This is a genomic window from Aeromonas aquatica (assembly GCF_000764655.1).
Taxonomy (GTDB): Bacteria; Pseudomonadota; Gammaproteobacteria; order Enterobacterales; family Aeromonadaceae; genus Aeromonas; species Aeromonas aquatica.
Genome location: NZ_JRGL01000162.1, coordinates 22460 through 49220, shown reverse-complemented (window position 1 = coordinate 49220; position 26761 = coordinate 22460). Strand labels below are relative to the sequence as shown.

General features: G+C 60.9%; 26 protein-coding genes. 17 read left to right on the top strand and 9 right to left on the bottom strand.

All coding sequences use genetic code 11. From position 1 onward, the window contains the following. Window positions 1–59: 59 nt before the first annotated feature. The 7 genes from glyQ to LG30_RS0120430 all read left to right on the top strand — a co-directional run bounded on the left by glyQ (window position 60) and on the right by LG30_RS0120430 (window position 7181). Window positions 60–986, top strand: coding sequence for a glycine--tRNA ligase subunit alpha (glyQ, locus tag LG30_RS0120455; protein ID WP_033132541.1), 927 nt, complete (start codon window positions 60–62; stop codon window positions 984–986). A 9-nt stretch (window positions 987–995) separates the two neighbouring features. After that, window positions 996–3065 carry a glycine--tRNA ligase subunit beta gene (glyS, locus tag LG30_RS0120450; protein ID WP_033132540.1) on the top strand — a complete coding sequence of 690 codons (2070 nt, stop codon included), beginning with the start codon at window positions 996–998 and terminating at the stop codon, window positions 3063–3065. A gap of 156 nt (window positions 3066–3221) precedes the next feature. Then, on the top strand, window positions 3222–3815 hold the full coding sequence (kwaA, locus tag LG30_RS22945) for an anti-phage protein KwaA (RefSeq protein WP_081966269.1): 594 nt from the start codon (window positions 3222–3224) through the stop codon (window positions 3813–3815). Window positions 3816–3830: 15 nt separating this feature from the next. After that, a complete protein-coding gene (locus tag LG30_RS0120445) occupies window positions 3831–4799 on the top strand; it encodes a Kiwa anti-phage protein KwaB-like domain-containing protein (RefSeq protein WP_033132539.1) in 969 nt (322 codons plus the stop codon). Between the two features lie 460 nt (window positions 4800–5259). Beyond that, window positions 5260–5487, top strand: coding sequence for a lipoprotein (locus tag LG30_RS0120440; RefSeq protein ID WP_033132538.1), 228 nt, complete (start codon window positions 5260–5262; stop codon window positions 5485–5487). 171 nt (window positions 5488–5658) lie between these two features. After that, window positions 5659–6549: a DMT family transporter gene (locus tag LG30_RS0120435; protein ID WP_033132537.1), complete on the top strand. Its 891-nt coding sequence runs from the start codon at window positions 5659–5661 to the stop codon at window positions 6547–6549. 149 nt (window positions 6550–6698) lie between these two features. Next, the gene (locus tag LG30_RS0120430; RefSeq protein WP_033132536.1) at window positions 6699–7181 is read left to right on the top strand and encodes a DM13 domain-containing protein; all 483 of its coding nucleotides are present in this window, start codon (window positions 6699–6701) and stop codon (window positions 7179–7181) included. 119 nt (window positions 7182–7300) lie between these two features. Here LG30_RS0120430 and LG30_RS0120425 read toward each other — a convergent pair whose 3' ends face one another. Next, the gene (locus LG30_RS0120425) at window positions 7301–8518 is read right to left on the bottom strand and encodes an aromatic amino acid transporter (protein WP_033132535.1); all 1218 of its coding nucleotides are present in this window, start codon (window positions 8516–8518) and stop codon (window positions 7301–7303) included. Between the two features lie 327 nt (window positions 8519–8845). Between LG30_RS0120425 and LG30_RS0120420 the strand changes: the two genes are divergently transcribed. Next, the gene (locus LG30_RS0120420; RefSeq protein WP_033132534.1) at window positions 8846–9229 is read left to right on the top strand and encodes a hypothetical protein; all 384 of its coding nucleotides are present in this window, start codon (window positions 8846–8848) and stop codon (window positions 9227–9229) included. A 197-nt stretch (window positions 9230–9426) separates the two neighbouring features. Here the strand turns inward: LG30_RS0120420 and tnaA are convergent, their stop codons facing one another. The 6 genes from tnaA to norV form a co-directional block, all read right to left on the bottom strand. Further along, window positions 9427–10893, bottom strand: coding sequence for a tryptophanase (tnaA, locus tag LG30_RS0120415; protein WP_033132533.1), 1467 nt, complete (start codon window positions 10891–10893; stop codon window positions 9427–9429). Between the two features lie 200 nt (window positions 10894–11093). Beyond that, window positions 11094–11165 carry a tryptophanase leader peptide gene (gene tnaC / locus LG30_RS23040; protein WP_420796358.1) on the bottom strand — a complete coding sequence of 24 codons (72 nt, stop codon included), beginning with the start codon at window positions 11163–11165 and terminating at the stop codon, window positions 11094–11096. A gap of 184 nt (window positions 11166–11349) precedes the next feature. Further along, window positions 11350–12567 carry a 4Fe-4S binding protein gene (locus tag LG30_RS0120410; protein WP_033132532.1) on the bottom strand — a complete coding sequence of 406 codons (1218 nt, stop codon included), beginning with the start codon at window positions 12565–12567 and terminating at the stop codon, window positions 11350–11352. A gap of 139 nt (window positions 12568–12706) precedes the next feature. Then, a complete protein-coding gene (locus LG30_RS0120405) occupies window positions 12707–13045 on the bottom strand; it encodes a TehB family protein (RefSeq protein WP_033132531.1) in 339 nt (112 codons plus the stop codon). A gap of 50 nt (window positions 13046–13095) precedes the next feature. Beyond that, window positions 13096–14262 (bottom strand): NADH:flavorubredoxin reductase NorW, encoded by a 1167-nt coding sequence (gene norW, locus LG30_RS0120400; protein WP_033132530.1) that lies wholly within the window; start codon window positions 14260–14262, stop codon window positions 13096–13098. Next, a complete protein-coding gene (gene norV / locus LG30_RS0120395) occupies window positions 14259–15740 on the bottom strand; it encodes an anaerobic nitric oxide reductase flavorubredoxin (RefSeq protein WP_033132529.1) in 1482 nt (493 codons plus the stop codon). Before norV ends, norW begins: the two co-directional genes overlap by 4 nt. Window positions 15741–15911: 171 nt before the next feature. Between norV and norR the strand changes: the two genes are divergently transcribed. Further along, on the top strand, window positions 15912–17444 hold the full coding sequence (gene norR, locus LG30_RS0120390) for a nitric oxide reductase transcriptional regulator NorR (RefSeq protein WP_033132528.1): 1533 nt from the start codon (window positions 15912–15914) through the stop codon (window positions 17442–17444). Between the two features lie 80 nt (window positions 17445–17524). Here the strand turns inward: norR and LG30_RS0120385 are convergent, their stop codons facing one another. After that, window positions 17525–18529, bottom strand: a complete 1005-nt coding sequence (locus LG30_RS0120385) for a substrate-binding domain-containing protein (protein WP_033132527.1) — start codon at window positions 18527–18529, stop codon at window positions 17525–17527. Window positions 18530–18964: 435 nt separating this feature from the next. On the opposite strand from LG30_RS0120385, the gene LG30_RS0120380 reads away from it, so the two are divergent. From LG30_RS0120380 to LG30_RS0120355, 6 genes are all read left to right on the top strand, one after another. Further along, window positions 18965–20086 (top strand): branched-chain amino acid ABC transporter substrate-binding protein, encoded by a 1122-nt coding sequence (locus LG30_RS0120380; RefSeq protein ID WP_033132526.1) that lies wholly within the window; start codon window positions 18965–18967, stop codon window positions 20084–20086. 66 nt (window positions 20087–20152) lie between these two features. After that, window positions 20153–21079: a high-affinity branched-chain amino acid ABC transporter permease LivH gene (gene livH, locus LG30_RS0120375; RefSeq protein WP_033132525.1), complete on the top strand. Its 927-nt coding sequence runs from the start codon at window positions 20153–20155 to the stop codon at window positions 21077–21079. A 55-nt stretch (window positions 21080–21134) separates the two neighbouring features. After that, complete coding sequence (locus tag LG30_RS0120370) at window positions 21135–22403, top strand: high-affinity branched-chain amino acid ABC transporter permease LivM (protein ID WP_033132524.1); 1269 nt, start codon at window positions 21135–21137, stop codon at window positions 22401–22403. Beyond that, window positions 22400–23185: a high-affinity branched-chain amino acid ABC transporter ATP-binding protein LivG gene (gene livG / locus LG30_RS0120365; protein ID WP_374941506.1), complete on the top strand. Its 786-nt coding sequence runs from the start codon at window positions 22400–22402 to the stop codon at window positions 23183–23185. The genes LG30_RS0120370 and livG overlap by 4 nt, the downstream gene beginning before the upstream one ends. A 10-nt stretch (window positions 23186–23195) precedes the next feature. Continuing rightward, on the top strand, window positions 23196–23897 hold the full coding sequence (locus tag LG30_RS0120360; protein WP_033132523.1) for an ABC transporter ATP-binding protein: 702 nt from the start codon (window positions 23196–23198) through the stop codon (window positions 23895–23897). A gap of 24 nt (window positions 23898–23921) precedes the next feature. Further along, on the top strand, window positions 23922–24773 hold the full coding sequence (locus LG30_RS0120355; protein ID WP_033132522.1) for an AraC family transcriptional regulator: 852 nt from the start codon (window positions 23922–23924) through the stop codon (window positions 24771–24773). Here LG30_RS0120355 and LG30_RS0120350 read toward each other — a convergent pair. Continuing rightward, window positions 24739–25335 carry a LysE family translocator gene (locus LG30_RS0120350; protein ID WP_238566469.1) on the bottom strand — a complete coding sequence of 199 codons (597 nt, stop codon included), beginning with the start codon at window positions 25333–25335 and terminating at the stop codon, window positions 24739–24741. The genes LG30_RS0120355 and LG30_RS0120350 overlap by 35 nt on opposite strands. Window positions 25336–25501: 166 nt before the next feature. Here LG30_RS0120350 and glpE point away from each other — a divergent pair, with 166 nt between their 5' ends. Beyond that, the gene (glpE, locus tag LG30_RS0120345; RefSeq protein WP_033132521.1) at window positions 25502–25825 is read left to right on the top strand and encodes a thiosulfate sulfurtransferase GlpE; all 324 of its coding nucleotides are present in this window, start codon (window positions 25502–25504) and stop codon (window positions 25823–25825) included. Window positions 25826–25854: 29 nt separating this feature from the next. Continuing rightward, on the top strand, window positions 25855–26688 hold the full coding sequence (gene glpG, locus LG30_RS0120340; protein ID WP_033132560.1) for a rhomboid family intramembrane serine protease GlpG: 834 nt from the start codon (window positions 25855–25857) through the stop codon (window positions 26686–26688). Window positions 26689–26761: the final 73 nt, after the last annotated feature.

Genomic DNA, 26761 nt, shown 5'->3' with positions numbered 1-26761 from the left:
ACTCCTTCGGTTCACATTCAGCAAATCTTGCTCTGATTTCACTTCGCGCGAAAAACACTATGCAAAAATTCGATGTCAAAACCTTTCAGGGCCTGATCCTGCAGCTGCAGGACTATTGGTCCCGCCAGGGCTGTACCATCATTCAGCCGCTGGATATGGAAGTGGGTGCCGGTACCTCCCACCCCATGACCTGCCTGCGCGCCCTGGGCCCGGAGCCCATCGCCTGCGCCTACGTGCAACCGTCCCGCCGTCCCACCGACGGCCGCTACGGTGAGAACCCGAACCGCCTGCAGCACTATTACCAGTTCCAGGTGATCATCAAGCCTTCCCCCGACAACATTCAGGAACTCTACCTCGGCTCTTTGAAAGAGCTGGGCATGGATCCCGAGATCCACGACATCCGCTTCGTGGAAGACAACTGGGAAAACCCGACTCTGGGCGCCTGGGGTCTGGGCTGGGAAGTCTGGCTCAACGGCATGGAAGTGACTCAGTTCACCTACTTCCAGCAGGTTGGCGGCCTGGAGTGCAAGCCGGTGACCGGCGAGATCACCTATGGTCTCGAGCGTCTGGCCATGTACATCCAGGGCGTGGACAGCGTCTATGACCTGGTCTGGTCTGATGGCCCCCTGGGCAAGACCACCTACGGCGACGTCTTCCACCAGAACGAGGTGGAGCAATCCACCTACAACTTCGAGCACGCCGACGTGGACTTCCTGTTCCACTGCTTCGAGCAGTACGAGAAGGAAGCCCAGCACCTGCTGGCGCTGGAAAAACCGCTGCCCCTGCCCGCCTACGAGCGCATTCTGAAAGCCGCCCACTCCTTCAACCTGCTGGATGCCCGCAAGGCCATCTCGGTCACCGAGCGTCAGCGCTACATACTGCGCATTCGCACCCTGACCAAGGCCGTGGCCGAGGCTTACTACGCCTCCCGCGAAGCGCTGGGCTTCCCCATGTGCAAGCGTGGCAACAACGAGCAGCAAGGTTAAGGAACGGACATGGCACAACATACATTTCTGGTAGAGATCGGCACCGCCGAGCTGCCACCCAAGGCCCTTCGCTCCCTGGCCGAAGCCTTTGCCGACAACTTCAAGGCCGAGCTGACCAAGGCCGATCTGGCCTTCGGCGACGTCGAGTGGTTCGCCTCACCGCGCCGTCTGGCGCTGAAGGTGAGTGAGCTGGCCGGCGAGCAGCCGAGCAAGAGCGTCGAGAAGCGCGGCCCGGCCGTCTCCCAGGCGTTCGATGCCGATGGCAAGCCGACCAAGGCCGCCGAAGGCTGGGCCCGTGGCAACGGCATCACGGTCGAACAGGCCGAGCGGCTGGTCACCGACAAGGGTGAGTGGCTGGTCCACACCGCCAAGGTTGAAGGTCGTCCGGCGCGCGAGCTGCTGGGTGAGCTTGTAGCTTCATCTCTGGCCAAGCTGCCCATTCCCAAGATGATGCGCTGGGGCGACAAGACCATCCAGTTCGTGCGTCCGGTGTTCACCGTGACCCTGCTGCTGGACGGCGATCTGGTGCCCGCCACCATCCTGGGGATCGACTCCGCCCGCACCATCCGCGGTCACCGCTTTATGGGCGAGCCCGAATTCCAAATCGACAACGCCGGCCAATACCCGCAGATCCTGCTGGAAAAAGGCAAGGTAGTAGCCGACTTTATGGTGCGCAAGGCCAAGATCAAGGCTGACGTCGAAGCGGCCGCCGCCGCCTTCGGTGGCGTCGCCGATCTGGACGACGCCCTGCTGGAAGAAGTCACCGCCCTGGTCGAATGGCCTGTGGTGCTGACCGCCAACTTCGAAGAGAAGTTCCTGGCGGTACCGGCCGAGGCGCTGGTGCACACCATGAAGGGTGACCAGAAGTACTTCCCGGTCTACGACAAGAGCGGCAAGCTGCTGCCGAAGTTCATCTTCGTCACCAACATCGAGTCGAAAGACCCGAGCCAGATCATCAGCGGCAACGAGAAGGTGGTGCGCCCCCGTCTGTCTGACGCCGAGTTCTTCTTCAAGACCGACCTCAAGCAGAGCCTGGCCTCCCGCCTGCCGCGCCTCGAAACCGTGCTGTTCCAGCAACAGCTCGGCACCGTCAAGGCCAAGGTCGAGCGCATCGAGACCGTCGCCGGCTTTATCGCCGAGCGCATCGGTGCCAACGTGGCTCAGGCCAAGCGTGCCGGCCTGCTCTCCAAGTGCGATCTCATGACCAACATGGTCGGCGAGTTCGCCAGCACCCAGGGTGTCATGGGGATGCACTACGCCCGTCACGACGGCGAAGACGAAGTGGTGGCCGTGGCCCTGAACGAGCAGTACATGCCGCGCTTCGCCGGTGATGCCCTGCCGTCCGCGCTGGAAGCCTGCGCCGTGGCGCTGGCGGACAAGCTCGACACCCTGGCCGGTATCTTCGGCATCGGCATGCTGCCGAAGGGTGACAAGGATCCCTTCGCCCTGCGTCGCGCCGCCATCGGTGCCCTGCGCATCATGACCGAGAAGCAGCTGGATCTGGATCTGGTCGAACTGGTGGAAGAAGCCGTTCGCGTCTACGGCGACAAGCTGACCAACAAAACCGTCGTCACCGACGTGGTCGACTTCATGCTGGGCCGCTTCCGCGCCGCCTATCAGGACGAAGGCATAGGTGCCGACGTGGTGCTGGCCGTGCTGGCCCGCCGCCCGACCCGTCCGCTGGACTTCGATCGCCGCGTCAAGGCCGTCAGCCACTTCCGCAGCCTGGATGCTGCCCTGGCCCTGGCTGCCGCCAACAAGCGCGTCAGCAACATCCTGGCCAAGGTCGAAGGCGAGCTGCCGACTGCCGTCAAACCGGAACTGCTGGTCGATGCCGCCGAGAAGGCGCTGGCCACCCAGGTTGCTGCACTGCAAGCCGAACTGGCACCGCTGTTCGCGGCCGGTGACTATCAGGCTGCCCTCACCCGTTTGGCCGCCCTGCGCGAGCCGGTCGACACCTTCTTCAACGAGGTGATGGTGATGGCCGACGACGAAGCCCTCAAGGCCAACCGTCTGGCGCTGCTGAACAACCTGCGCAACCTGTTCCTGCAAGTGGCGGATATCTCGCTGCTGCAGTGATTGAGGTTTGTTGGCTAGATCAAAAAACGGCGCCTTTAGGGCGCCTTTTTTATCCCAAACGAATCCAGATATTTTTATTAGTTATGCTATTGATCACAAAACGTCTCCATACAAACCTATAAAGTAACAATTATATTTTTAGCTCTCGTTACAACCATGAACAATCAGACGATTTTTAAAGTACTTCTATACATACTATCTCTATGGTTGCTATTCATGTCTCTTGCGATAATGTCCTTTGATCTCAGTTTCTTGGAAAGAATATGGACATTAATATCCGAATGTAAAAATGAATTTACAATAAAAACGTTCAAAGTACGGAACTTTGTTTTTTTGGTAAGTGTCTTCTTTATACTTATTGGCTTTCTAATTTTCTTTGTTCTAGTAAATTCTGTATCTGGAGGTTGGTCAGTAGCTTGTAGCATTACAGATATACAAAATGAAAGCCATGAACATCTAGAATTCTTAACAACATATATAATGCCGCTTGTGTTTACCGATGTGAATACAAAAAGAACTATTTTTAATTTGTTTCTGATGATTTTTGTTATAGGAATCATTTATATAAAAACAAATAGATTCTATTCAAATCCATCACTCGCTGTTCTTGGATTCAGATTATATAGACTAAAAATATCAGATCGAGGAGAAAAGGACTGTGTAGTTATTTGCCATGGAGATCTTTCCTCATCAGATAAAATCAAATACATAAAAATTGATGAAAATACTTTCTTTATCAAAAAAATATAATGGATTGATACTATTATGTTCCAGAGCGTAGAGACAATAATAAAATCTAAGCATATTTCAGGTGAAGCATTCTTCGTTATGAGTGATGCACAGTCAGAGATATATCGAGTAAACTTAGAACCTACTGCTGAAAGCAACATGACAATTGAGTTTTGTAACACGCTAACCTCTGTTGTCATTAAACCAAACAGCGGTAAAACTAATGTCCCACTTGTTTCTACTCTATTAGAGCGAGACAAGCAGGTGTTTGAATATGATCATGCCAAGATAAACCATATGCCTCCTGAGTTTTCAAGAATGCAGGATGTTTTGTCTAACGGGATAAATTCTAAAATAAATTCTTTCGATTTTACTAAAGATAACTTAGCTCAAGTTAAGGGTGTTATATACCATCTATGTGATGGAAACGGAAACAGCGTTGTTTTATACCAACACAAATATCCAGTCTCACTGCATAAAAAGACTAAGCTATCGTACTGGAGTTTAAATGGAAGGACTCTTGATAGAGTTACGAATGACAGCATTGATATTAACAACACAATAGATTTCTTTTATTTTAACAAAGTTTTCTACGTAATTAATGTGAATCTATTAGAAAGATTTTATGGTCTTGAGGCAGTTATAGATAATCTGGCGAAAAAAGCGACCCCGTTGGTTCTATCTCTAAATATAATTGATCAGAGTGGTATGGCAAAGCCTAATAATATTTTTGATGACATGCATAAGGATCGTCGATTTATGAAAACATTAGCGATGGTAGCTCAGGGTACCATTGTACAAAAAGGTATTGATATTTCTCAAATAGAGAAAGTGATGTCTAACTTCCCAATATTCCAACGTAAATTAATGATTAATAACAACCTTATTGTTTTAAAAACGAAGGAACAGAAGCGATATTTTATCCGCTTGCTAAACAATGAAGCTTCATTTGCTGCTCTGGACAATTCACCATTTCTTGCTGTAGAGAAGGACTCGGCAAACTAAAAATATGGAGGTCGGTAGTTTAGATTAGTGAAGCACAATAGGACATGATAGCGGACATATATAATTCAGTGTTAACGGGGTAGGGGCACTAATATAGAAACTTACCCCAAGTGAGTACGTAGACCTGCAGCCCCGATGACTTGCATTGGCACCATGATGCTCCATGGGTATTGAACCGGTGACAAGGAACGATGATTTTCCACCCTCTGATTCAGCTCCAGTCAATATCAAAAACCCATGCGCTGATATAATGTTGCCTTATGTATCATGAGTTCGATGCTAATAGTGCCTAGTCAGCACTATCGTTCAATTCAAAAGGGTGATACATCTCAAAAAAACAGATAATACCGCTATTCAGTTGGCGATTTTTATTTGACAAGAAACATTAATATCAAAGCTGACACAATAAATAAACATATTGGCCATATCTGCAATCTGTATCACGTTAAAGGACATCTGTATGAAGCGTCACCTTGTCGTGCTTGGCACCATGCTCGTACTGAGCGCCTGCTCTTCGACTCCCGACAGTGAATATATGAAAGAGGGCGCCTCCGAGGCCCAGAGAACGGATGCCCTGTCCGAATGCCAATATCAGGTGAAGCTCAACAAGATCGAGGATGAGGAGCAGGAAGAGTTGATCAACCTGTGCATGCAAGGCAAAGGCTTCCGCCTGACCGCCATCGAGTAATCCGCTGCCGCGATCACCGTCTTGTCGCAATAAGAAGCCCCCATGATGACCATCATCGGGGCTTTTTTCCATCAGGCTTGAGGGTGACCACTGCCAGCCAAATCTGTATACCCGCCTTTTCCGTGTACAATCCCTCACTCGTTCCAGCCTCTTTGACCCGACGGCGACCCCATGAACCGTACGCCCCTGTTGTTGATGATCTGCACCACCCTGTTGGCGGCCGCCGGCTGGTTCTTCTCCAAGGAGGCGATCCGCGAACTGCCCCCCGCCGCCTTTATCGGCAGTCGCTTCCTGCTGGCGGCCCTGATCCTGTTGCCCCTTGCCATCTTGTACGAACCCAGGCCCAGCCGCGCCCAGCTGCTGCGTGCCCTGGGTTGCGGCTCCATGCTCGGCCTCAACCTGCTGCTCTGGGTGACCGCCATCAGCCAGAGCGACGCCCTCGGCAGCGGCGCCTTTATCATGAGCGTCGCCACCCTGATGGCGCCACTGGCCGCCTGGGCCGGCTTCAAGACCCGCCCCGGCCGCCACTACTGGACCACACTTCCCCTGGCCGTGGCAGGTCTGCTGCTGCTCTCGAGCGGCACCGACTGGGGCGTCTCCCGCTCCCTGCTCTGGTTCCTGGCCGCCGCCATGGCGCTCGGCACCCAGCTCGCGGTCCATCGCCACTTCGCCCAGTCGATCCCGCCGCGCTGGCTCACCTGCATCCAGCTGGCCATGACGGGCCTGATCGGTACCACGCTGTCCCTGCTGACCGAGAGCTGGCCACCCCTGGTCAGCACCAGCACCTGGGGCTGGTTCGCCGCCAGCGTGCTGCTCGCCACCACCTTGCGCTACCTGCTGCTGACCCTGGCCCTGAGCAAGATGACCACCACCCACGCGGCCCTGTTGATGCTGCTCGAACCCGTCTGGACCCTGATGCTCAGCACCCTCTGCTATGGGGAGGCCCTCGGCGGCGCCAAGCTGGCCGGTGCCGGGCTGGTGCTCGGGGCCCTGGTGCTCTATCAGCTGCCCCTGCTGCGCAGCGGCGCACGGCTGCCGGCGAAGGGGCGCGGCACCGATTAGCCCCTAGGTTCGATTGGCGCAGCATCATCGAATCGATGCCAAGCTATCGCGACGCCGCCCCTTGCAAAGGCTGCGCCATGTCGGGGATGGGCATCGGCGATGGCCGCTGTTAGGGTATGGCCATTCATGTGATAGACGAGCGAGACGTTATGCACCGCAAGACCCTGGCCCTGCTGCTGGCCACCCATCTGTTGGTCGGGGGGATTGGCTTTGCCGCCGGCATCTATCTGCTGCCGATCCTGATAGCGCCACCCGCCCCGAGTGGCGAGCAGGTGGCGGCCAGCCAGGCGCAGGCGACCTATCAAGGCACCTTCAAGCGGGACTTGAAAGACAGCGATCGGCTGCATTGGGGTGAGGGGCGGGTGAGCATAGGGCCGGGCGCCATCAGCCTGATGGGCCAGCTGGCGCCTGGGCCCGACTATCAGCTCTATCTGTCGCCGACCTTCGTGGAGACGGAGGCGGACTTCGCCCGCCTGAAGCCGCAGATGGTACATATCGGGCCGGTGAAGACCTTCGACAACTTTATCGTGCCGCTGCCGACCAATATGGATCCATCTGACTACAACAGCGTGATCATCTGGTGCGAGACGTTCGGACAATTCATTACCGCTGCCCAGTATCAAAAAAACTGATCATGCTGACTAGCGGCGTGACCAGGGCAGCATAAAGCATTAAAACCAACAAAAACGGCGCCCGCAGGCGCCGTTTTGCTATTTCCCCGACTCGATACAGAGGCTGAAAATCATCTTCTTCAGCCGGTATAGGCGGGCAACCAACCCACCATGTTGAGCAGGTGGAAGACGGCGGTCAGCACCCCGAACAGGATCACCAGGGCGATCATCAGCACCCCGCCCGGGGCGCGGAAGCCTTCGCCCTTGTCACCCTGGGCCGAACGCACCTTCCAGGCCAGCAGGGGCGGAATGATGCAGGTCCAGAGGGTGGCCACGGCGCCGGCATAGCCGATGGCGACCAGGAAGCCGAACGGGAACAGCAGGGAGAGCAGCAGCGGCGGCAGGAAGGTCAGGGCCCAGGACTTGGTGCGGCCGCTGCGGTCGTTGTCGAATTTGAACAGATCCGCCAGGTAGTCGAACACCCCGAGCCCCACCCCGATAAAGGAGGAGAGGATGGCCGCCATGGAGAAGGCGTTGAGGGCATTCGCCACCGCCTCGGATTCGATCACCGAGCCCAGCGCGGTGAGCAGGGCATCCACGTTGCCACCCTGCTCGATCACCGGGCCGAAGGCGCTGCGCGGCAGGTTGCCGAACACGCTGGCCAGCCAGATGAGGTAGAAGGCGAGCGCGATCACGGTGCCGCCCAGGATGGCGCGACTGGCGCGGCGCTCCTCGCCGTAGTAGGCGCGCATGGATGACACCGAATGGTGATAACCGAAGGAGGTGAGCGCCACCGGCAGCATCACCAGGGCATAGGGGGCGTAGCTGTGCTCGGCACCGACCCTGTCGAGCAGCAGATCCAGGCGGATGTTCATGGACATGCCCGAGATGCCGAAGGCGAAGCTCAGCCCCATCAGGATCACCAGCAGGATAGAGATGCGGTCCACCGCCCGGGTGGAGTGCCACACCACGAAGGAGAAGCCCAGGGTGAAGAGCACCGAGGCCCACTGGCTGCCGAGCCCGGTCATCCCCTCTATGATGAGGCCCGCCGAGGTGATGTAGGCGTAGAGCAGGATGCCGCCGACGAAATAGACGCTTAAGTTGTTGAGGGCGTTGACCTTGTTCCCCAGCAGATCCCGGGTCACGGTATCGAAGGAGACGCGCAATGGGTAGCCCCGATAGGACTCCAGCAGCATCCAGCCGGAGACGGTCATCACCACCATGGTCAGCGCCACCGCGAGCATGGACCAGAGGGACCAGGCACCCGCCCCCGCACTCGGCAGCCCCAGCATGCCAGCTCCCACGCAGACGCCGGCAATGATGCATGCCCCGCCCACCAACGATGGTTTATGTTCCATTTACTTCCCCAAAGACGATTGTTGATCTGGTCGCGACCGCGGACCGTTGCATCTGCTACGCCGGTTGTCATCGTAAGATCGCGCTCATCTGTACTATCGGCGCCCAGCCGCTTGCTGCTGCGTCGGCGAGGCAAGACGTGGCTGAGGCTAGCTACCGATCCCAACATGGCAGCAGGGCCGCCATTTTGGGGGTGTGACTTTACCCTGCTCACCCCCGGGTATCAAATGTTGGTGTCATTGCCCATGGCGCTATCTCTGGCGAACGGCCCCGTTTGCGGGAAGCGCGGCACTATACTCAAGCCGGTTTTCACGGCAAGGAGCCACCCCATGGACAGGAAGTTCGTCATCAGTGCCCTCTGCTATGCCCTGCTCGGCATGGTGCTCGGCATCTATATGGCCGCCAGCAAGGATCACAGCCAGTTCGTGACCCATGCCCACATCATGCTGGTCGGTTTCGTGGTCTCGTTTATCTATGCGCTCTGCCACCGATTGTGGCTCGGCAACCCAAGCGGGCGGCTGGCATGCATCCAGTTCTACCTGCACCAGCTGGGGGCGCTGGTGATGTCGGTCGGGCTCTACCTGCTCTATGGCCGGCTGTTGCCAGCGGAGCGGCTCGATCCCCTGCTCGCCCTCTCCTCCCTGGCGGTGCTGATCGCCATGGGGATCATGCTGGCGCTGTTTATGCGGCGCCAACCCCTAACGCAGCCATAAGAAAACGGCGCCCGAGGGCGCCGTTTTTTACGATGAGATCTGCCGGGTATCCGACCCCTTATTCGGGGCTGCCATTTAGCAGCAGAAGAGCACGCAATATTCATCTCTGGCGAAATAAATCACTACCGCCACTCTCAATCACATCATTCGCAACCTGGTGAGCAACAGGGCACAGAACAATCCGAGCCCCCGACTGATCATGCCTCTACCAGTTTCTCTTGTTTCTTGCCGCTCGTCTGAACGCCCTGCTCCACCTCTTTCAGCCTGGCGGTAAAGTGGCGCAGCACCGCCGGCTCATAAATAAAGTCGAGCCCCTTCACGTTCCTGGCGTTCTTCTTCACCTCGCCGAAGGCCTCGATGACAAAGTCCATGTGGGTTTGGGTATAAGTCGCGCGCGGTATGGTCAGGCGCAGCAGCTCGGCCGGGCAGGGATGCTGCTTGCCGGTGGCCGGATCACGCCCCAGCAGCAGGGAACCTATCTCCACCGCCCGGATGCCCGCCACCTTGTACAGCTCGCACGCCAGCGCATGGGCCGGGAACTGATCCGCCGGGATATGGGGCAGCAGCTTGCCGGCGTCCACGAAGGCCGCGTGGCCTCCCGCCTGCTGGCACACCACGCCGATGGCCTCCAGGCCATTCACCAGGTACTGCACCTGACCGATGCGGTAGGCCAGCCAGTCCTGGCGCATGCCATCGCGCAGGCCGACCGCGAGCCGCTCCATGGCCCCCCCTTCCAGGCCGCCGTAGGTCGGGAAGCCCTCCTGCACCACGCACAGGGTGCGGCACTCGGTGTAGACGTCCAGCATGCTGTCGTCCTTGAAGCAGAGCAGGCCCCCCATCTGCACCATGGCATCCTTCTTGGCTGACATGGCAAGGCCGTCCGCGTACTGGTAGGACTCCATGGTGATCGCCTCTATGCTCCAGTCCGCGTAGCCGGGCTCGCGCTGCTGGATGAAGTAGGCGTTCTCCGCGAAGCGGGCCGAATCCATGATCACCGGAATGTCGTACTTGCGGGCAATTTCATACACCGCCTTCAGGTTGGCGATGGAGACCGGCTGGCCGCCGGCGGAGTTGCAGGTGATGGTGCTGACGATGTAGGGCACGTTGGCCGGGCCCGCTTCCAGGATGGCCTCCTCCAGCTTGACCAGATCGAAGTTGCCCTTGAAGTCGGCGGTGACCGAGGTATCGAACGCCTCCTTGGTGTAGACGTTTTTCGCCACGCAGCAGTTGATCTGGGTGTGACCCTGGGTGGTGTCGAAGAAGTAGTTGGAGAGCGCCACCATCTTCTTGCGATCCAGCCCCTTCTCCTGCTCCCGCTTCTTGATCAGCACGGGAATGTAGATCTGCTCGGCGCCGCGTCCCTGGTGGGTGGGGATGGTGAGGGAATAGCCGAAGATCTCCTGCACCGCCTGCTGCAGGGCGTAGTAGCTGCGGCTGCCGCTGTAGGCCTCGTCACCGCGCAACATGGCGGCCTGCATGTTCTGGGTGATGGCGCCGGTGCCGCTGTCGGTCAGCAAGTCGATGAACACATCCTCGCTGTCCAGCAGGAAGGGGTTCATACCCGCCCGGACGATGGCCTCGTCCCGGTAGGCACGGGTGGTGCGCTTGACCGGCTCGATGACACGAATACGGAACGGCTCGGGAAGATGCTTGAAGTTTTCCATAATATAAACACCCAACTTTAAATATTCAGGATGAGTCTCATCTCCCGCCTTAATTAATAGTTGGCGGAAATAACGCTATGAGATCGGGTGCACGCCGGCGCCCCGCCAATCAATATGGCGAGCGAGGGTGCAGATTATTTCGGTTCAGGGATTCGGGCAGGCTTGGATTATTGTCAGCAATAGCCAAGCGGCCGCGGGAATTACAGCGGGAAGAAGAAGGCGATCTTGTGATCCAGGGTAAACCACTTGGGTGAAGCGATCAGGGTAGCCATGTTGTTGCTCATCTGGTTGAAATGAATAACGCAGCATTAACGCACCCTATTATGGATGGCAGCCCTTCATTATCAATTACGAGATCAGATATTTGGGATGGCGCTAACAGTTTTATCGGGAGAGCAATATATGGCTCACTCCCCCGTTAACGCCATTTAACCATCACGCCTTCCCTGCGCAGCCTCAATGGTTCAGCCAGGGCAGCCGTTGCAGCAACTCGTATCGGTCGGCGAGCGGCGTCTGGCTGACCCAGATATCCAGCAAGCCGTATGAGAGCAGCGGCAATATCAACAACAGCAGGCAGAGCAGACCCAGCAGCCAACGGGGCTCAAGCCTGCGCGCCTTGCTGCCAAGGTGCAGCGCATCGGCCCGCTTGGGGCAGGCGGCGACGCAGCTCATACAACTGGTGCACTCCAGGCTGCGCACCGCGATCAGCTGGTGCACCTGGATGCGGGAAGGACAGGCCCGGCTGCACCTGTCACAGTCGTGGCCCTGGCTTCTCAGGCAGCGCGCCGGATCCCGGCGAATGCGCAGCGGCGTCACCAGGCCGAGCAGGGCCAGCCAGGCGCCGTAGGGACAGAGGTAGCGGCAGAACCCCTGCCGGAAGGCGACGGTGAGCAGCAGCACCCAGCCGAGGCAGAGTCCGGAGAGGAGGTTCAGGTTGAAGAAGAAGGCCCCCATCTTCATGTCCGCCGCCTGATGGTAGGGGCTGGTGAAGTAGCCGGGCAGGGCGACGCTCGGCACCGCGATCAGCACGATAAACAGCAGGAAAGCCAGCACCAGAAATTTCTGGGAACGCAGCACGGCATCGAGCCAGCGCGGCGGCGTCCACTCCCCCGCTATCCATCGGCTGCGCAGGCCGTGCAGCCACTCCCCCACCAGCCCGAGCGGGCAGAACCAGGCACAGAACGCCCGCCCCAGCAGCAGGGCCGACAGGCTGAGCACCAGCACTGTGATGGTCGCCGCCGGATGGTGCGGATCCTGGATGCCCTGGCCGAGCCAGGCCCGCAACCCGAGCCCGCCGGCGATGGGCAGGAAGCCGTCTACCACGTCAGGACGCATCAGCCAGGGAGTCTCCCCCTGCCCCAGCTGCCAGATATGAATGCTGTACTGCACCGTCACCAGCCCCCAGCAGAGCAGCAACAGGTGGCGTGTCCAGGCCCGCAGCGGCTGGCTGCTGATCTCGGCCAGCACGGGCAAGGGCCGGATGCGGTGCAGCAGGCCGAGGCTACCGACCACCAGCCCCAGCGCGAGCCAGAGCACCGAGTCCGCCGCCACCAGCCAGGCGGCACCGGCCAGCACGAGGGAGAGAGTCCATGACCAACCGGATCGCCCCTGCCACAACAGCAGGACCAGATAGACCAGGCCAGCGGCCATGGTCACGGCTTCGATCACACTCATGCTTCCCTCACTGCGCTCATCCGGATCAGGGGCTCAGGGTAACCAACATCTGAGTTGATTAATTTGATCTGCATGGGCAATGGGGTCATTCGCACCGATCCATCCCCGGTGACTCCCCCCTTGCGGCTGTTGAACCTTATTATTTTCGGCTGTTGAACAGGGGCTGATCCGACGAACCCTGCTCGGCCCAGAAGTGGATGTTGAAGCGGGCATCCTCGGACAGCTCGACCCTGTGCCAGTACTGAGGCGGGCTGGTGGCGAACTGGCCGGCGTGGATCACCAGGCTGATCTCAGGCTGTTCGGCCCGCTCGTCGGCGAAGCCGTGATAGGTGACGGTGCCCTCCATCACGCAGAGCTGGCCGAACACCCCGGCCGCGGTGTTGTGATGGCTGAGCAGGGCCGGCGGCACGTTGGCGCGGGTGAAGAAGGGGGTGGAGCGACGAACGACCCAATGGGTGGGAATAAGCTGCATGGACATGGTAATTCTCCTCGAAGGGCCGGTCTGCCCGGCCTTGAATAGTTGACGGATCAGCGGGGCAGCTGGCGCAGCAGCGGGAAGGCGGCGCTCATCTTGTCGCCCCCCACCACGAAGCCGCACAGCTCGCCATCTGCACCGCGCGCCTCGGCCACCATGCCGTGGCTGTTCCAGTGGCACTGCCAGGCCAGATCCTCGCCCTGGGTGCGGCCAGCCAGTTGCAGCGGATAACGCGGGGTCTTCACCTTCACCAGCATGGGCGGCAGGGTCAGCGGGGTCGGGGTGCCAAGCAGGGTGCGGGCCAGGGCACTGGCCCCCAGCACTATGGGCTGCAGGAAGGGGAGCAGCTGCCCCCGCCACTGCACGCAATCCCCCAGCGCGAAGATATGGGGATCGCTGGTGCGCAGCAGGTCATCGATCAGTATGCCGCGCCCCACCGCCAGCCCGGCCCCCTGAGCCAGGGCCAGATTCGGCCGCAGGCCGATCGCGGCGATCACCAGATCCTGCTCGCAGGTACGGCCGTCGCTCAGGGTCACTCGCCAGCCATCACCGGGCTGGGCGTCTATCCCGGCGATGCCCAGCCCCAGTTGCAGCCTCACCCCCTGCTCGCGCAGTGCCTGCAGCAACGGCTGGCTCAGGGCCGCCGGCAACAGGCTGCTCAGCGGGCTCTCGGCCAAGTCCAGCAGGGTGACCTCGCGACCATCGCTCGCCATGTCCATCGCCAGCTCGCAACCAATCAGCCCGGCCCCCAATATCATGATGCGGCGAGCCTGACGGATCGATGCCTCGGCGGCGGCATACTCCCGCTGGCTGTTGAGGGTCACCAGATGCTCGCCCCCCGGCATATCGGGCCGCGCCGCGCTGGCACCGGTGGCCAGCACCAGCTGACCGTAGGGAAAACTTCCCTGTGCGGTCAACAGGGTGCGGCGGGCGGGATCTATACCGAGCACCGGGCAGTGGGGCAGCAGTGTGATGCGCTGCTGCTCGGCAAATTCACTGCCGCTCAGCCGGGTCATGGCCGCGGCGCTGCCCCCCCGGCTCACCACGTGGCTCAGGTCCGGCTTGTTGTACTCGTCGCCGCTGTCGGCGGTGATGAGGCGGATGGGCCGCTCGCCGTCCAGCTTGCGCAGGCTCTTGACCAGCTGCTGGGCGGCGAAGCCGCTGCCGATCACCACTATCTCCCGGCAGACACCGGCGTCACTCTGAGTTGCTGCGTTCATACACAGGCCTCCGCCCCACAGGGTTCAAATACCTCCTTGCCGATGCCGCAGCCCGGGCAGAGGAAGCTGTCAGGTACCTGGGCCCAGGGAGTGCCCGGTGCCACCAGCTGATCCGGCTCGCCCAGTGCCGGGTCATAGACCCACTGGCAGACCACGCAGAGCATGCTCTGGTCATCGTCCAGCGTGCTGGCGGCCGAGGCGGCGGCTTGAGAGGCCTGAGCTACCACCACAGGCGCCGCCGTCACGGCGGTTGTGGTGATCGGACGGGGAGCCTCCAGCGGGTGCAGCGCCCACTGGCGGGCGAGCTGGCGGCCATGCTCGCGGCACTCGGCCAGCGCCGAGCCATCCGGCCGCCACTTGGTCTTGAGGGAGATGCTGATGTCGAAGCCCGCGTCCATCAGCCGGGTCTGGATCCTGTCCACGGCGCCACCGGTCCAGCCGTAGCTGCCAAAGGCGGCGGCACGCTTGTTTCTGAAGCGCAGGCCGGTGATCTCCTCCAGCATGCCCGCCACCTTGGGCATCATGACGTTGTTCATGGTGGAGGAGCCCACCAGCACCCCCTTGGAGCGGAACACCTGGGTCAGGATCTCGTTCTTGTCGTGGCGCGCCACGTTGAAGATCTTCACCGCCACGCCCGGATCCACCTCGTGGATGCCCTGGGCGATGGCGTCCGCCATCATGCGGGTATTGTTGGACATGGAGTCGTAGAAGAGGGTGATACGATCCTCCTGGTAGTGATCCGCCCACTCCAGATATTTGAGGATGATCTGGGTGGGATCCTCGCGCCAGACGATGCCGTGGGAGGTGGCCACCATGCTCACCGGCAGGTTGAAGCCCAGCACTTCCTTGATCTTGGCGGTCACCAGCGGGCTGAAGGGGGTGAGGATGTTGGCGTAGTAGCGTTGGCACTGCTCCATCAGCTCGGTCTGATCCACCTCGTCGTTGAACAGGTGCTCATCGCAGTAGTGCTGGCCGAAGGCGTCGTTGGAGAAGAGCACGGCATCCTCCGTCATGTAGGTCATCATGCTGTCGGGCCAGTGCAGCATGGGGGTCTCGATAAACACCAGCTGCTTGCCGTTGCCTATGTCCAGGCTGTCCCCCGTCTTGACCGGCTGGAAGTTCCACTCCGGGTGATGATGGTGGCCGGTGATGGAGTCGATGGCGTTGTGGGTGCAGTAGATGGGGGTGCCCGGGATGCGGGCCATCAGCTCGGTCAGGGCGCCGGCGTGATCCTCCTCGGCGTGGTTGATCACCACATAATCGATGGAAGCGAGATCGATCTCCGCCGCCAGGTTCTGCACGAACTCGCGGCTGAACTTGTGATCCACCGTGTCGATCAGCACGTTCTTCCCTTCGCGGATGAGGTAGCTGTTGTAGCTGGTGCCCTTGTGGGTCTTGTACTCGGTGCCGTGGAAGTCGCGTACCTCCCAGTCCCGTTGGCCGACCCAGTGGATGTTGTTTTTGACGTGAATGCTCATCAGGCAGTTCCTCAGCAGGCAATAGTGAATGTGTGACTGAATTCCCTATTGCAGCGGACGTGCCAACTTATAACCTATTGTTTTTACTAGATTACAATATCTGACATTGTCATTTAGACAGCTTCTCTCTATAGTCAAAATCACAAATACACTGTCATTTGGACAATCATCGTGATCTCGACCGACAGCCTGGCGCGCATCGCCCTCGACCTGCAACTCGGCATCTCCCATCAGGACAGATTCCACCGCCTGATCCAGAGCGTGCGCAGCCTGCTGCACTCCGATGCCTCGGCCCTGCTGCGCTACGAGGGGGGCCAGTTCATCCCGCTGGCCATCGACGGCCTGATGCAGGACGTGCTGGGCCGCCGCTTCGCCCTCAAGGATCACCCGCGCATGGAGGCCATAGCCCGCGCCGGCGACGTGGTGCGCTTCCCCGCCGACAGCAACCTGCCCGACCCCTATGACGGCCTGATCCCGGATCACGACGACTTCAGGGTGCACGCCTGCGTCGGCCTGCCGCTGTTTTCGGATCAGGCCCTCATCGGCGCCCTGACCATAGACGGCATGAACCCGACCCAGTTCGACGGCATCAGCGACGAGGAGCTGCGCCTGGTGGGGGCCCTGGCCGCCGCCGCCCTCAGCAACGCCCTGTTGCTGGAACGGCTCGCCCGCCAGAGCAGCGAGCCCCTCGTCCCCGGCGCCCGGACCGGCCCTGGCCAGCCGGAGATGATAGGTCACTCCCCCGCCATGGCCCGGCTGCGCCACGAGATCGATGTGGTGGCGAACTCGGAGCTGAACGTGCTGATCCTGGGGGAGACGGGGGTCGGCAAGGAGCTAATCGCCAAGGCGGTGCATCAGGGCTCCCTGCGCGCCAAGGCGCCGCTGGTCTACCTCAACTGCGCCGCCCTGCCGGAGTCGGTGGCGGAGAGCGAGCTGTTCGGCCACGTGAAAGGGGCCTTCACCGGCGCCATCCACCACAGGGCGGGCAAGTTCGAACTGGCCGACCGAGGCACCCTCTTTCTCGACGAGATCGGCGAGCTCTCCCTGCCGCTGCAGGCCAAGCTGCTGCGGGTGCTGCAATACGGCGATCTGCAGCGGATCGGTGACGACACCCCCCTCAAGGTCAATGTGCGCATCCTGGCCGCCACCAACCGGGATCTGAAGCAGGCGGTGGTGGAGGGGCAGTTCAGGGCCGATCTCTATCACCGGCTGAGCGTGTTCCCGATCCACGCCCCCGCGCTGCGGGAGCGGCCGGACGACATTCCCCTGCTTGCCGGTTATTTTTGCGAACGCTGCCGGGTCAGCCTGGGGCTGGAGCGGCTGCGCATCCAGCCCCAGACGCTGCAACTGCTCGATCGCCACGACTGGCCGGGCAACGTGCGCGAACTCGAGCACGCCATCCACCGCGCCGCCGTGCTGGCCCGTGCCGAGCAGGGCAGCCAGACGCCGACCCTCGGCAGCCATCACTTCAATCTGACGGCTTCAGGTCCAATCCCGGCATCCACCCGCATCCCCACGGAACCGGTATCGCCGCCGATAACTGCTGGCCTGGGGCTGCGCGCCGCCACCGATGCCTTCCAGCTCGCCCTGATAGAGCAGGCCCTGACGGCCCAGGACGGCAACTGGGCCGCCACCGCCCGCGCCCTGGAGCTCGACAGCGGCAACCTGCACCGCCTCGCGAGGCGGCTCGGCCTCAAAGACTGAGACAAGGCGCGCGGCGCCCATAAACAAAAACCCCCTCCTGACGGAGGGGGTTTTTCGTTGCATCGGATGCCGCTGGAGGGTCAGCGCAGGGACTTGACCGAGCGACGGACGATAAGCTCAGGCTGGACCGTCATGGACTCGACTTCCAGGGCCTTGTTGCGGATCCGGCTCACCAGATGCTGCACCGCCAGCAGGCCCAGCTCGGCCTTGGGATGGCGAATGGTGGTAAGCGGCGGGCTGGAGAAGCGCGCCATCTCGATATCGTCATAGCCAATCATGGAGATGTCGTCAGGCACCTTGACCCCGGCTTCCCAGGCGGCGCAGATGGCACCTATGGCCATGGGATCGTCGAAGGCAAACACCGCGGTCGGCCGCGGCTTGAGGGCCAGGATGCGCTGCATGGCATCGAAGCCGCTCTGGCTCTCGTAGTCACCCTCGAAGATCTGTTCCTCTTTCAGGGTCAAGCCGTGCTCGCCCAGGGCATCGCGCACCCCGTCCAGCCGCTGCTGGGTGGTCGGTTTGGAGAGCTGACCAGTGATGCAGACGATCTCTTTATGGCCCTGCTCCAGCAGATGGCGCACCGCCAGACGCGCGCCTATGCGGGCGTTGTCGTTGATCACGTTGGCGAAATCGCACTCGGTGCCCCAGTCCAGCACCACCTGTGGCACGTTCTTGTGAATGCGCAGCATGTCGCGCAGCGGGGTGTCGATGTCGGTTCCCAGCACCAGCAGGCCATCCACCCGCTTCTCCATCAGCATGCGCAGATAGTGCTGCTGACGGGGCGGCTGGTTTTCGGTGTTGCACAGGATCAGGCTGTAGCCCTGCTCGAAGCAGTAGGCTTCCACCCCCTGCACCACTTCCGCGAAGAAGGGATTGGCACTGGTGGTCACCAGCATGCCGATGGTCTTGGTCGAATTTATCTTGAGGCTGCGCGCCACCGAGTTCGGCGCGTAGTTGAGTTCTGCCACCGCCTCAAGCACTTTTTGAGTCGCATCTTCGCTGACCCGACGGGTGTGATTGAGTACATGTGAGACGGTGGAGATGGATACGCCTGCACGGGAAGCGACATCCTTGATAGTGGCCATCTCTGTCTCCTGAAGATCAAAAGCGGAACAGTAGCAGATTTCCCGAATAAAGGCTTGGTTTTAACGGGAGCTGCCAGCGAATTGTCAATGCTGGCTAATCTAGGCGGACATTTCTATTTGCGCAAACGAATTTTGGTCAAAATGAGAGCAGGCGCAGAGCGAAATATCGCCAGTTTTTTACTCTGACTTTTGCCACCCCCACGCCATGTTGTTAAGTTGTTAACCGACAAATCCAGAATTAAATTCCACAAAAACAGAAATAGCAGCGCATTAGCTCCACAAAACCACTGACACCCCCTCCCCGGTTAGTATCTTTAACATCTTGTCATGGCACGGCGAGGGATGATAGAACCTTGTCTATTACCGGGCTGACGGGATACAGGCTCGGAATGATGCGCAAAAAACGAAACATTTCACTGATTAAGGGACGAATCAATGCATAACTTGAGCAAAATGGCAATCAGAGCAGCGGTTTCTTTGGCTCTGTTTGGATCGGTTTCCATGGCCAACGCGGCCGACACCATCAAGATCGGCATCGCCGGCCCGCTGACCGGCCCGGTCGCCCAGTACGGTGACATGCAGTTCACCGGCGGCAAGATGGCGGTCGAGCAGATCAACAAGGCAGGCGGCATCAAGGGCAAGCAGATCGAAGCCGTCATCTATGACGACGCCTGCGACCCCAAACAGGCCGTGGCCATCGCCAACAAGGTGATCAACGACGGCGTCAAGTTCGTGGTCGGCCACCTCTGTTCCGACAACACCCTGCCCGCCTCCGACATCTATGAAGATGAAGGCGTGCTGATGATCACCCCGGCCTCCACCAACCCCAAGATCACCGAGCGTGGCTATCAGCTGACCATGCGTACCATAGGTCTGGACAGCGACCAGGGCCCGACCGCCGCCAAGTACATCATCGAACAGGTCAAACCCCAGCGCGTGGCCGTCATCCACGACAAGAAGCAGTACGGTGAAGGCATCGCCACCAGTGTGAAGGCTGCGCTGGAGAAGGCTGGCGTCAAGGTAGTGGCCTTTGAAGGCATCACCGCCGGCGACAAGGACTTCTCCGCCCTGATCGCCAAGCTGCAGAAAGAGAACGTGGACTTCGTCTATTACGGCGGCTACCACCCGGAGCTGGGTCTGATCCTGCGCCAGGCGGGCGAGAAGGGTCTGAAGGCCAAGTTCATGGGTCCGGAAGGCGTGGGTAACAAGGACATCTCCGCCATCGGCGGCCCGGCTTCCGAAGGCCTGCTGGTCACCCTGCCGAACAAATATGACCTGCTGCCTGCCAACGCCTCCATCGTCGCTGCGTTCAAGGCCAAGGGTCAGGACTCCTCAGGCCCCTTCGTCTGGACTACCTATGCCGCGGTACAAACCCTGGCGGCCGGTATCGCCAAGGCGGGTGAAGATGATCCGGCTGCCGTGGCTGCCGCCATCAAGGCCGCACCGATCGACACCGTTATGGGTCCCCTGACCTGGGCACCGAACGGTGACCTGAAGGGCTTCGAGTTCGGTGTGTTCCAGTGGCACGCCGATGGTACCTCCACTCAACTCAAATAATCTGCCGGTCGGGGGTGACAAGCGTCACCCCCTCCTTTCTTTGCGGGCAAGTACAGGGAACGCAGTATGTCCGAACACCTTCTTTATCTGGTTCAGCAGCTGCTGAACGGGTTAACCATTGGTAGCACCTATGCGTTAATCGCCATCGGCTACACCATGGTCTACGGCATCATCGGCATGATCAACTTCGCCCACGGCGAGGTCTACATGATCGGCTCCTATGTCGCCTTCATGGTGATGGCAGGGCTCGCCATGATGGGCATCGACAGCACGGTACTGCTGCTGGGCGGCGCCTTCCTGGTCAGTATCATCATCACCGGCAGCTATGGCTGGACCATAGAGCGGGTCGCCTATCGCCCGCTGCGGGGCGGCAATCGCCTCATCCCCCTCATCTCAGCCATCGGCATGTCGATCTTCCTGCAAAACATGATGCGGATGGCCCAGGGCTCGCGCGATATCGCCATGCCCACCCTGATCTCCGGCGGCTGGAACTTCGGGGCCGAGGACGGCTTCCAGGCCAGCCTCTCCTACATGCAGCTCATCATCTTCGTGGTGACCTTCATCACCATGCTGGCGCTGACCCAGTTCATCGGCCGCTCCCGCATGGGCCGCGCCTGCCGCGCCTGTTCTGAAGACATCAAGATGGCCAACCTGCTGGGCATAGATACCCACGTGGTCATCTCCATCACCTTCGTGCTGGGGGCCGCCCTGGCCGCCGTCGCGGGCGTGCTGCTCGGCATGTATTACGGCGTCATCAACCCCTATCTCGGCTTTATGGCCGGCTTGAAGGCCTTCACCGCCGCGGTATTGGGCGGCATCGGCAGCATCCCGGGCGCCGTCATCGGTGGCCTGTTGCTCGGCGTGGTCGAGGCGCTCACCGCCGGTTATCTCAGCACCGAGTACAAGGATGTGATGGCCTTTGCCCTGCTGATCGCGGTGTTGTTATTCATGCCGACCGGCATCCTGGGTCGCCCGGAGGTCGAGAAGGTATGACACATCCAACTACCCGTACCTGCGTCGTTAACCAGCACAATCCGGAGGTGAAAGCATGAAGCGTCAATTTATCCATGCCTGCATCGCCAGCCTGATGCTGCTGGTGCTCTCCTTCTGGCTGCTCGGCTTCAAGCTCGAGACCGACGGCAACCGCCTGCTGGTGGTGAGCCGGCTCGATGTGTCTCTCGCCTGGTTGCTGGGGGGCGCCGCCCTGGTGTTCTGGTTCCAGATGCTGCGCGGCCAGATCGCCAGGCTGTTCCAGGCCTCCATCAGCGGCTTCTCCGTCGGCTTCACCAAGCTGGTGCTGCCCAGCCCGGAAGAGGCACCCAAGCTCTATAACCTCACCGCCGTGCTGGTGCTGCTGTTCGCGGTGAGCTGGCCCTTCATGGCCTCCCGCGGTGCCATCGATCTGGCCACCCTGGCGCTGATCTACATCATGCTGGGGCTGGGCCTGAACGTGGTGGTGGGTCTGGCCGGTCTGCTGGATCTCGGCTACGTCGGCTTCTACGCGGTCGGTGCCTACAGCTATGCCCTGCTCAACACCTACTTCGGGCTGAGCTTCTGGGAGTGTCTGCCCATCGCCGGCCTGACGGCGGCCACCTTCGGCTTCCTGCTCGGCTTCCCGGTGTTGCGGCTGCGAGGAGACTATCTGGCCATCGTCACCCTGGGCTTTGGCGAGATCATCCGCATCCTGCTCAACAACATGACCAGCCTCACCGGCGGCCCGAACGGCATCTCCGGCATTCCCAAGCCGACCCTCGGCGGCCTGGAATTCAACCGCACCGTCAAGGACGGGGGCTTCGGCACCTTCCACGACTTCTTCGGCATCGCCTACAACGCCAATCACAAGGTCATCTTCGTCTATCTGATGGCATTGCTGCTGGTGATCGCCACCCTGTTCGTCATCAACCGCCTGCTGCGCATGCCGCTGGGCCGCGCCTGGGAAGCGCTGCGGGAAGACGAGATCGCCTGCAAGTCGCTGGGCCTCAACCCCACCATCATCAAGCTGACCGCCTTCACCATAGGGGCCTGCTTCGCGGGCTTCGCCGGCAGCTTCTTCGCCTCGCGCCAGGGCTTCATCAGCCCGGAGTCCTTCGTCTTCATCGAGTCGGCCATCGTCCTTGCGATCGTGGTGCTGGGGGGCATGGGCTCCCAGATCGGGGTGGTGCTGGCCGCCATCGTGATGACGGTGCTGCCGGAGCTGGCCCGTGAGTTCAACGAGTACCGCATGCTGATGTTCGGTCTGCTGATGGTGTTCATGATGATCTGGCGACCCCAGGGCCTGCTGCCGATGAGCCGCCCTCACCTGGAGCTACGAAAATGAGCAACATGAACAACACAAACAACAAGTTGCTGGATGTCTCTGATCTGTCGATGCGCTTCGGGGGTCTGCTGGCGGTCAACGGCGTCAAGCTGGACGTGGACAAGGGGGAAGTGATCTCCATCATTGGCCCCAACGGCGCCGGCAAGACCACCATCTTCAACTGCCTGACCGGCTTCTACCGCCCGACTGGCGGCACCATCCGCTATCGTGGCGAGGAGATCCAGGGCCTGCCCGGCCACCTCATCGCCCGCAAGGGCATAGTGCGCACCTTCCAGCACGTTCGTCTGTTCAAGGAAATGACGGCAGTGGAAAATCTGCTGGTCGCCCAGCACAGGCATCTTAATACCGGTTTTCTGGCCGGTCTGTTCAAGACCCCGGCCTTCCGCCGCGCCGAGAAAGAGGGGCTGGAGCAGTCCGCCTTCTGGCTGGAGAAGGTCGGCCTCAAGGATCTCGCGAACCGCGCCGCCGGCAACCTGGCCTATGGCCAGCAGCGCCGGCTCGAGATCGCCCGCTGCATGGCGACCAGGCCCGAGCTGCTGATGCTGGACGAGCCGGCCGCCGGCCTCAACCCCCACGAGACCGACGAGCTCAACGAGCTCATCACCAGCCTGAGGGACGAGTTTGGCGTCTCCGTCCTGCTGATCGAGCACGACATGAAGCTGGTGATGGAGATCTCCAATCGCATCTTCGTGGTCAATCAGGGCACGCCGCTGGCCCATGGCAAGCCGATTGATATCCGCAACAATCCGGCCGTGATCAAGGCCTATCTGGGCGAGTCGTAAGGACAAAAAGATGTTAGAACTTCGCAACGTATCGACCCATTACGGCAAGATCCAGGCGCTGCACGATGTCAGCGTCGAGGTCAAAGAGGGCGAGATAGTCACCCTGATCGGCGCCAATGGCGCCGGCAAGACCACCTTGCTGATGACGCTCTGTGGCGAACCCAAGCCCAGCAGCGGCAGCATCTGGTTCGAGGGGGAGCAGATAAGCTCCCTCAGCACCGCCCGCATCATGCGCAAGGATATCGCCGTGGTCCCGGAGGGGCGCCGCATCTTCGCCCGCCTGACGGTACAGGAGAACCTGCTGATGGGGTCTTTCTTCGTCGACAAGGCCGAGCAACCGGCCCTGCTGGATCAGGTGTTCACCATGTTCCCGCGCCTGCACGAGCGACTCGAGCAGCGCGCCGGCACCATGTCAGGTGGCGAGCAGCAGATGCTGGCCATAGGCCGCGCCCTGATGAGCAAGCCGCGCCTGCTGCTGCTGGACGAGCCCTCCCTGGGGCTGGCGCCCATCATCATCCAGCAGATCTTCGACACCATATTGCAGCTGCGGGAGAAGGGCATGACCATCTTCCTGGTGGAGCAGAACGCGAACCAGGCGCTCAAGCTGGCGGACAGGGGCTATGTGCTGGAGAACGGCCGGGTGGTGCTGCAAGACACGGGTGCCGCCCTGCTGGCAAACCCGGCGGTGCGTCAGGCCTACCTTGGCGGCTGACAACAGGGTGCCATCGTGCCCGTCATGAGCGCCACCAACCCTGGGCCGGACCGCCATCACTTCTGGTGCGATCCGGCCCTGCCATTTATCGAGACACGGGCGGTGCAGGATGGCCGCCACGTCTGCTACGACAAACACAGCCACGCCCACTTCTCCATCGGCGCCATCACCGGTGGCCACAGCCACTACCTCAACCAGCGCAGCAATCAGGAGGTCGGCAGCGGCCACCTGGTGCTGATGAACCCGGAAGAAGTGCACGCCTGCAACCCCATCGCCGACCAGCCCTGGTCCTATCTGATGTTCTACCTCGATACCGACTGGCTGCACGGCCTGCAGGAAGAGGCGGGACTGGGATCCCGATTCCGCCCCTTCGACATGACGGCGAGCCGGGATCCCGTGCTCTATCTGGCATTGCAGCGGCTGCACCGCGCGCTGTTGCAGGGGCAGGATCCGCTGGCCAAGGGGGTGGCCTGCCAGCTGTTCGGGCACCAGCTGCTGGCCAGGCTGACCCCCGCCAGCTGGGATGATCGCCCGCCGCTGCACCTGCAACGGGCCGCCGAGCTGATGCAGGATGACAGTGCCAGCGCGCTCAATCTGCAACAACTGAGCGTGGTCGCCGGGCTCAGTCCCTCCCACTTCGTGCGCGCCTTCAGCCACCATTACGGCATGACGCCCCACGCCTACCTGCTCGATCAACGCATCCGTCACGCCCGCACCCTGCTCAGGCAGGGGCACCCCCTGGCCGAGGTCGCCCTGGCGAGCGGCTTCGCCGATCAGGCGCATTTCCAGCGCCAGTTCAAACGGCGGGTCGCCGCCACCCCGGGCCAATACCGGTTGCAGCTCAGCCCTCGGCCAGCCCCAGGTAAGCGGCGCTGAACATCAGCAACAGGGCCATGGAGCGGTTGAACCAGCGCAACCGGCGGGGCTTGAGCAAGGCCTCCTGCAGGCAGCTGCCGGCATAGGCCCAGCAGGCGATGGAGCCCAGACAGATCACCAGATAGAGCGCGGTGAAGGAGACTATCTGCCCCATGCCGCCGGCACCGCCATAGGCCCCCATCCCCATGCTGGCCGCCAGCCAGGCCTTGGGGTTGAGCCACTGCATCAGGGCGCCGTACAGGAAGGCGGGTGGCTTCCCGTCAGCCCGCTCCACCCTGCCCCCGTCCATCACCAGCTGCCAGGCCATGTAACAGAGGAAGAGGATGCCGCCCCAGTGCAGGGTGCCAGCCGCCATGGGCCACCGTGACAGGGCGGCGCCGAGGCCCAGCCCCATCAGCAGGAGCAGCAGGATAAAGCCCAGCGTTGCCCCCACCACGTGATGCAGGCTGGCACAGAAGCCATACTGGGCCCCCGTGCTGAGGGCGACCAGATTGACCGGGCCGGGGGAGATGGACATGGCCAGGGCAAAGCCGGCCATGGATAACAACAGACTCGCGTCCATGGGAACTCCTCATCGATAGGGAGCCCCAGACTAGCCAGCAGGCGGTGCCGGGTATTGAAGGAAATTGCGATCCCGCCCCACTGCATGACAGCCCGCATTGCGGGCTTAGCACCAGCCACCGCTTGCGGTAAACTGGCTCTCAATCATCTATTCGCAGGACATGTCAGTGGACCAGTTTGCCCATATCAACGCCCAGGATGCCCACCAGAAGCTGGAGGCCGGTGAGGCCCGCCTCGTGGACATTCGCGATCCCCAATCGTTCGAGGCGGCCCACGCGGTCGGCGCCTTCCACTTAACGAATGGTTCTCTGGTTCGCTTTATGAACGAGGTGGACTTCGACACCCCGGTGATCGTGATGTGCTACCACGGCAACAGCAGCCAGGGCGCGGCCCAGTACCTGCTGCAACAGGGCTATGACGCCGTCTACAGTCTGGATGGCGGCTTCGAGGCCTGGCGCAGGGAGTTCCCCATTCAGGCGGGGGACGCATGACGGAGGCAGGCAACTCCCCCTCATCCGGCATGATCCAGCTGCTGGTGCTGGGCGACGCCCGCATGGCCCAGGCGCTGGTGGACTACCTCGCCACCCTGGGCATCCCGTGCGAGCTGACCCAGTCCGAGCTCGGCGTCTCGGTCTGGCTGGCGGACGAGCGGCGCCTCGCCCAGGCCCAGCTGGAGGTGAAGCGCTTCCTGGCCGAACCGAACCACCCCCGCTACATGGAGGCCTCCTGGCAGTCCGGCCGGGCCGATGCCCGCATCGACTACAGCAAGGGGATGACGGATCCCATCACCGACTTTCTCCATCAGGCGGGGCCCCTGACCCTGGTGGTCATCATCGCCTGCCTGGCCATCTATGCCCTCGATGCCATCGGCCTGCCCATCTTCGACCAGCTGGCGTTCCATCCGACCCTGGCCCAGTTCACCGACTGGCAGGCGTGGCGCTACATTACCCCGGCCTTCATCCACTTCTCGGTGCTGCACCTGGTGTTCAACCTGCTGTGGTGGTGGTATCTGGGGGGCCAGATCGAGCAGCGTCTGGGCAGCGGCAAGTTGTTTATCCTGCTGATCGTCGGCGCAGCCCTGCCCAACGTGGCGGAGTTCTTCGCGAGCGGCCCGCGCTTTGGTGGCCTCTCCGGGGTGGTCTATGCCCTGCTCGGCTACTGCTGGCTGCGCGCCAAGCTGCAACCGGCCTGCGGCCTCAGCCTGCCGCCGGCGCTGATGGGCTTCATGCTGTTCTGGATGGCGCTCGGCTTCTTCGACATGCTCGGCACGCCCACCGCCAACATCGCCCATCTGACGGGTCTGCTGGTGGGCCTGCTGCAAGGCTGGCTGGATCGGCACCACAGACCCACCTGATCCACAGCTATTGCTCTGATTGCCACAGACGAAAACGCCGCCCCTTGGGGCGGCGTTTTTATTGGCTTACCAA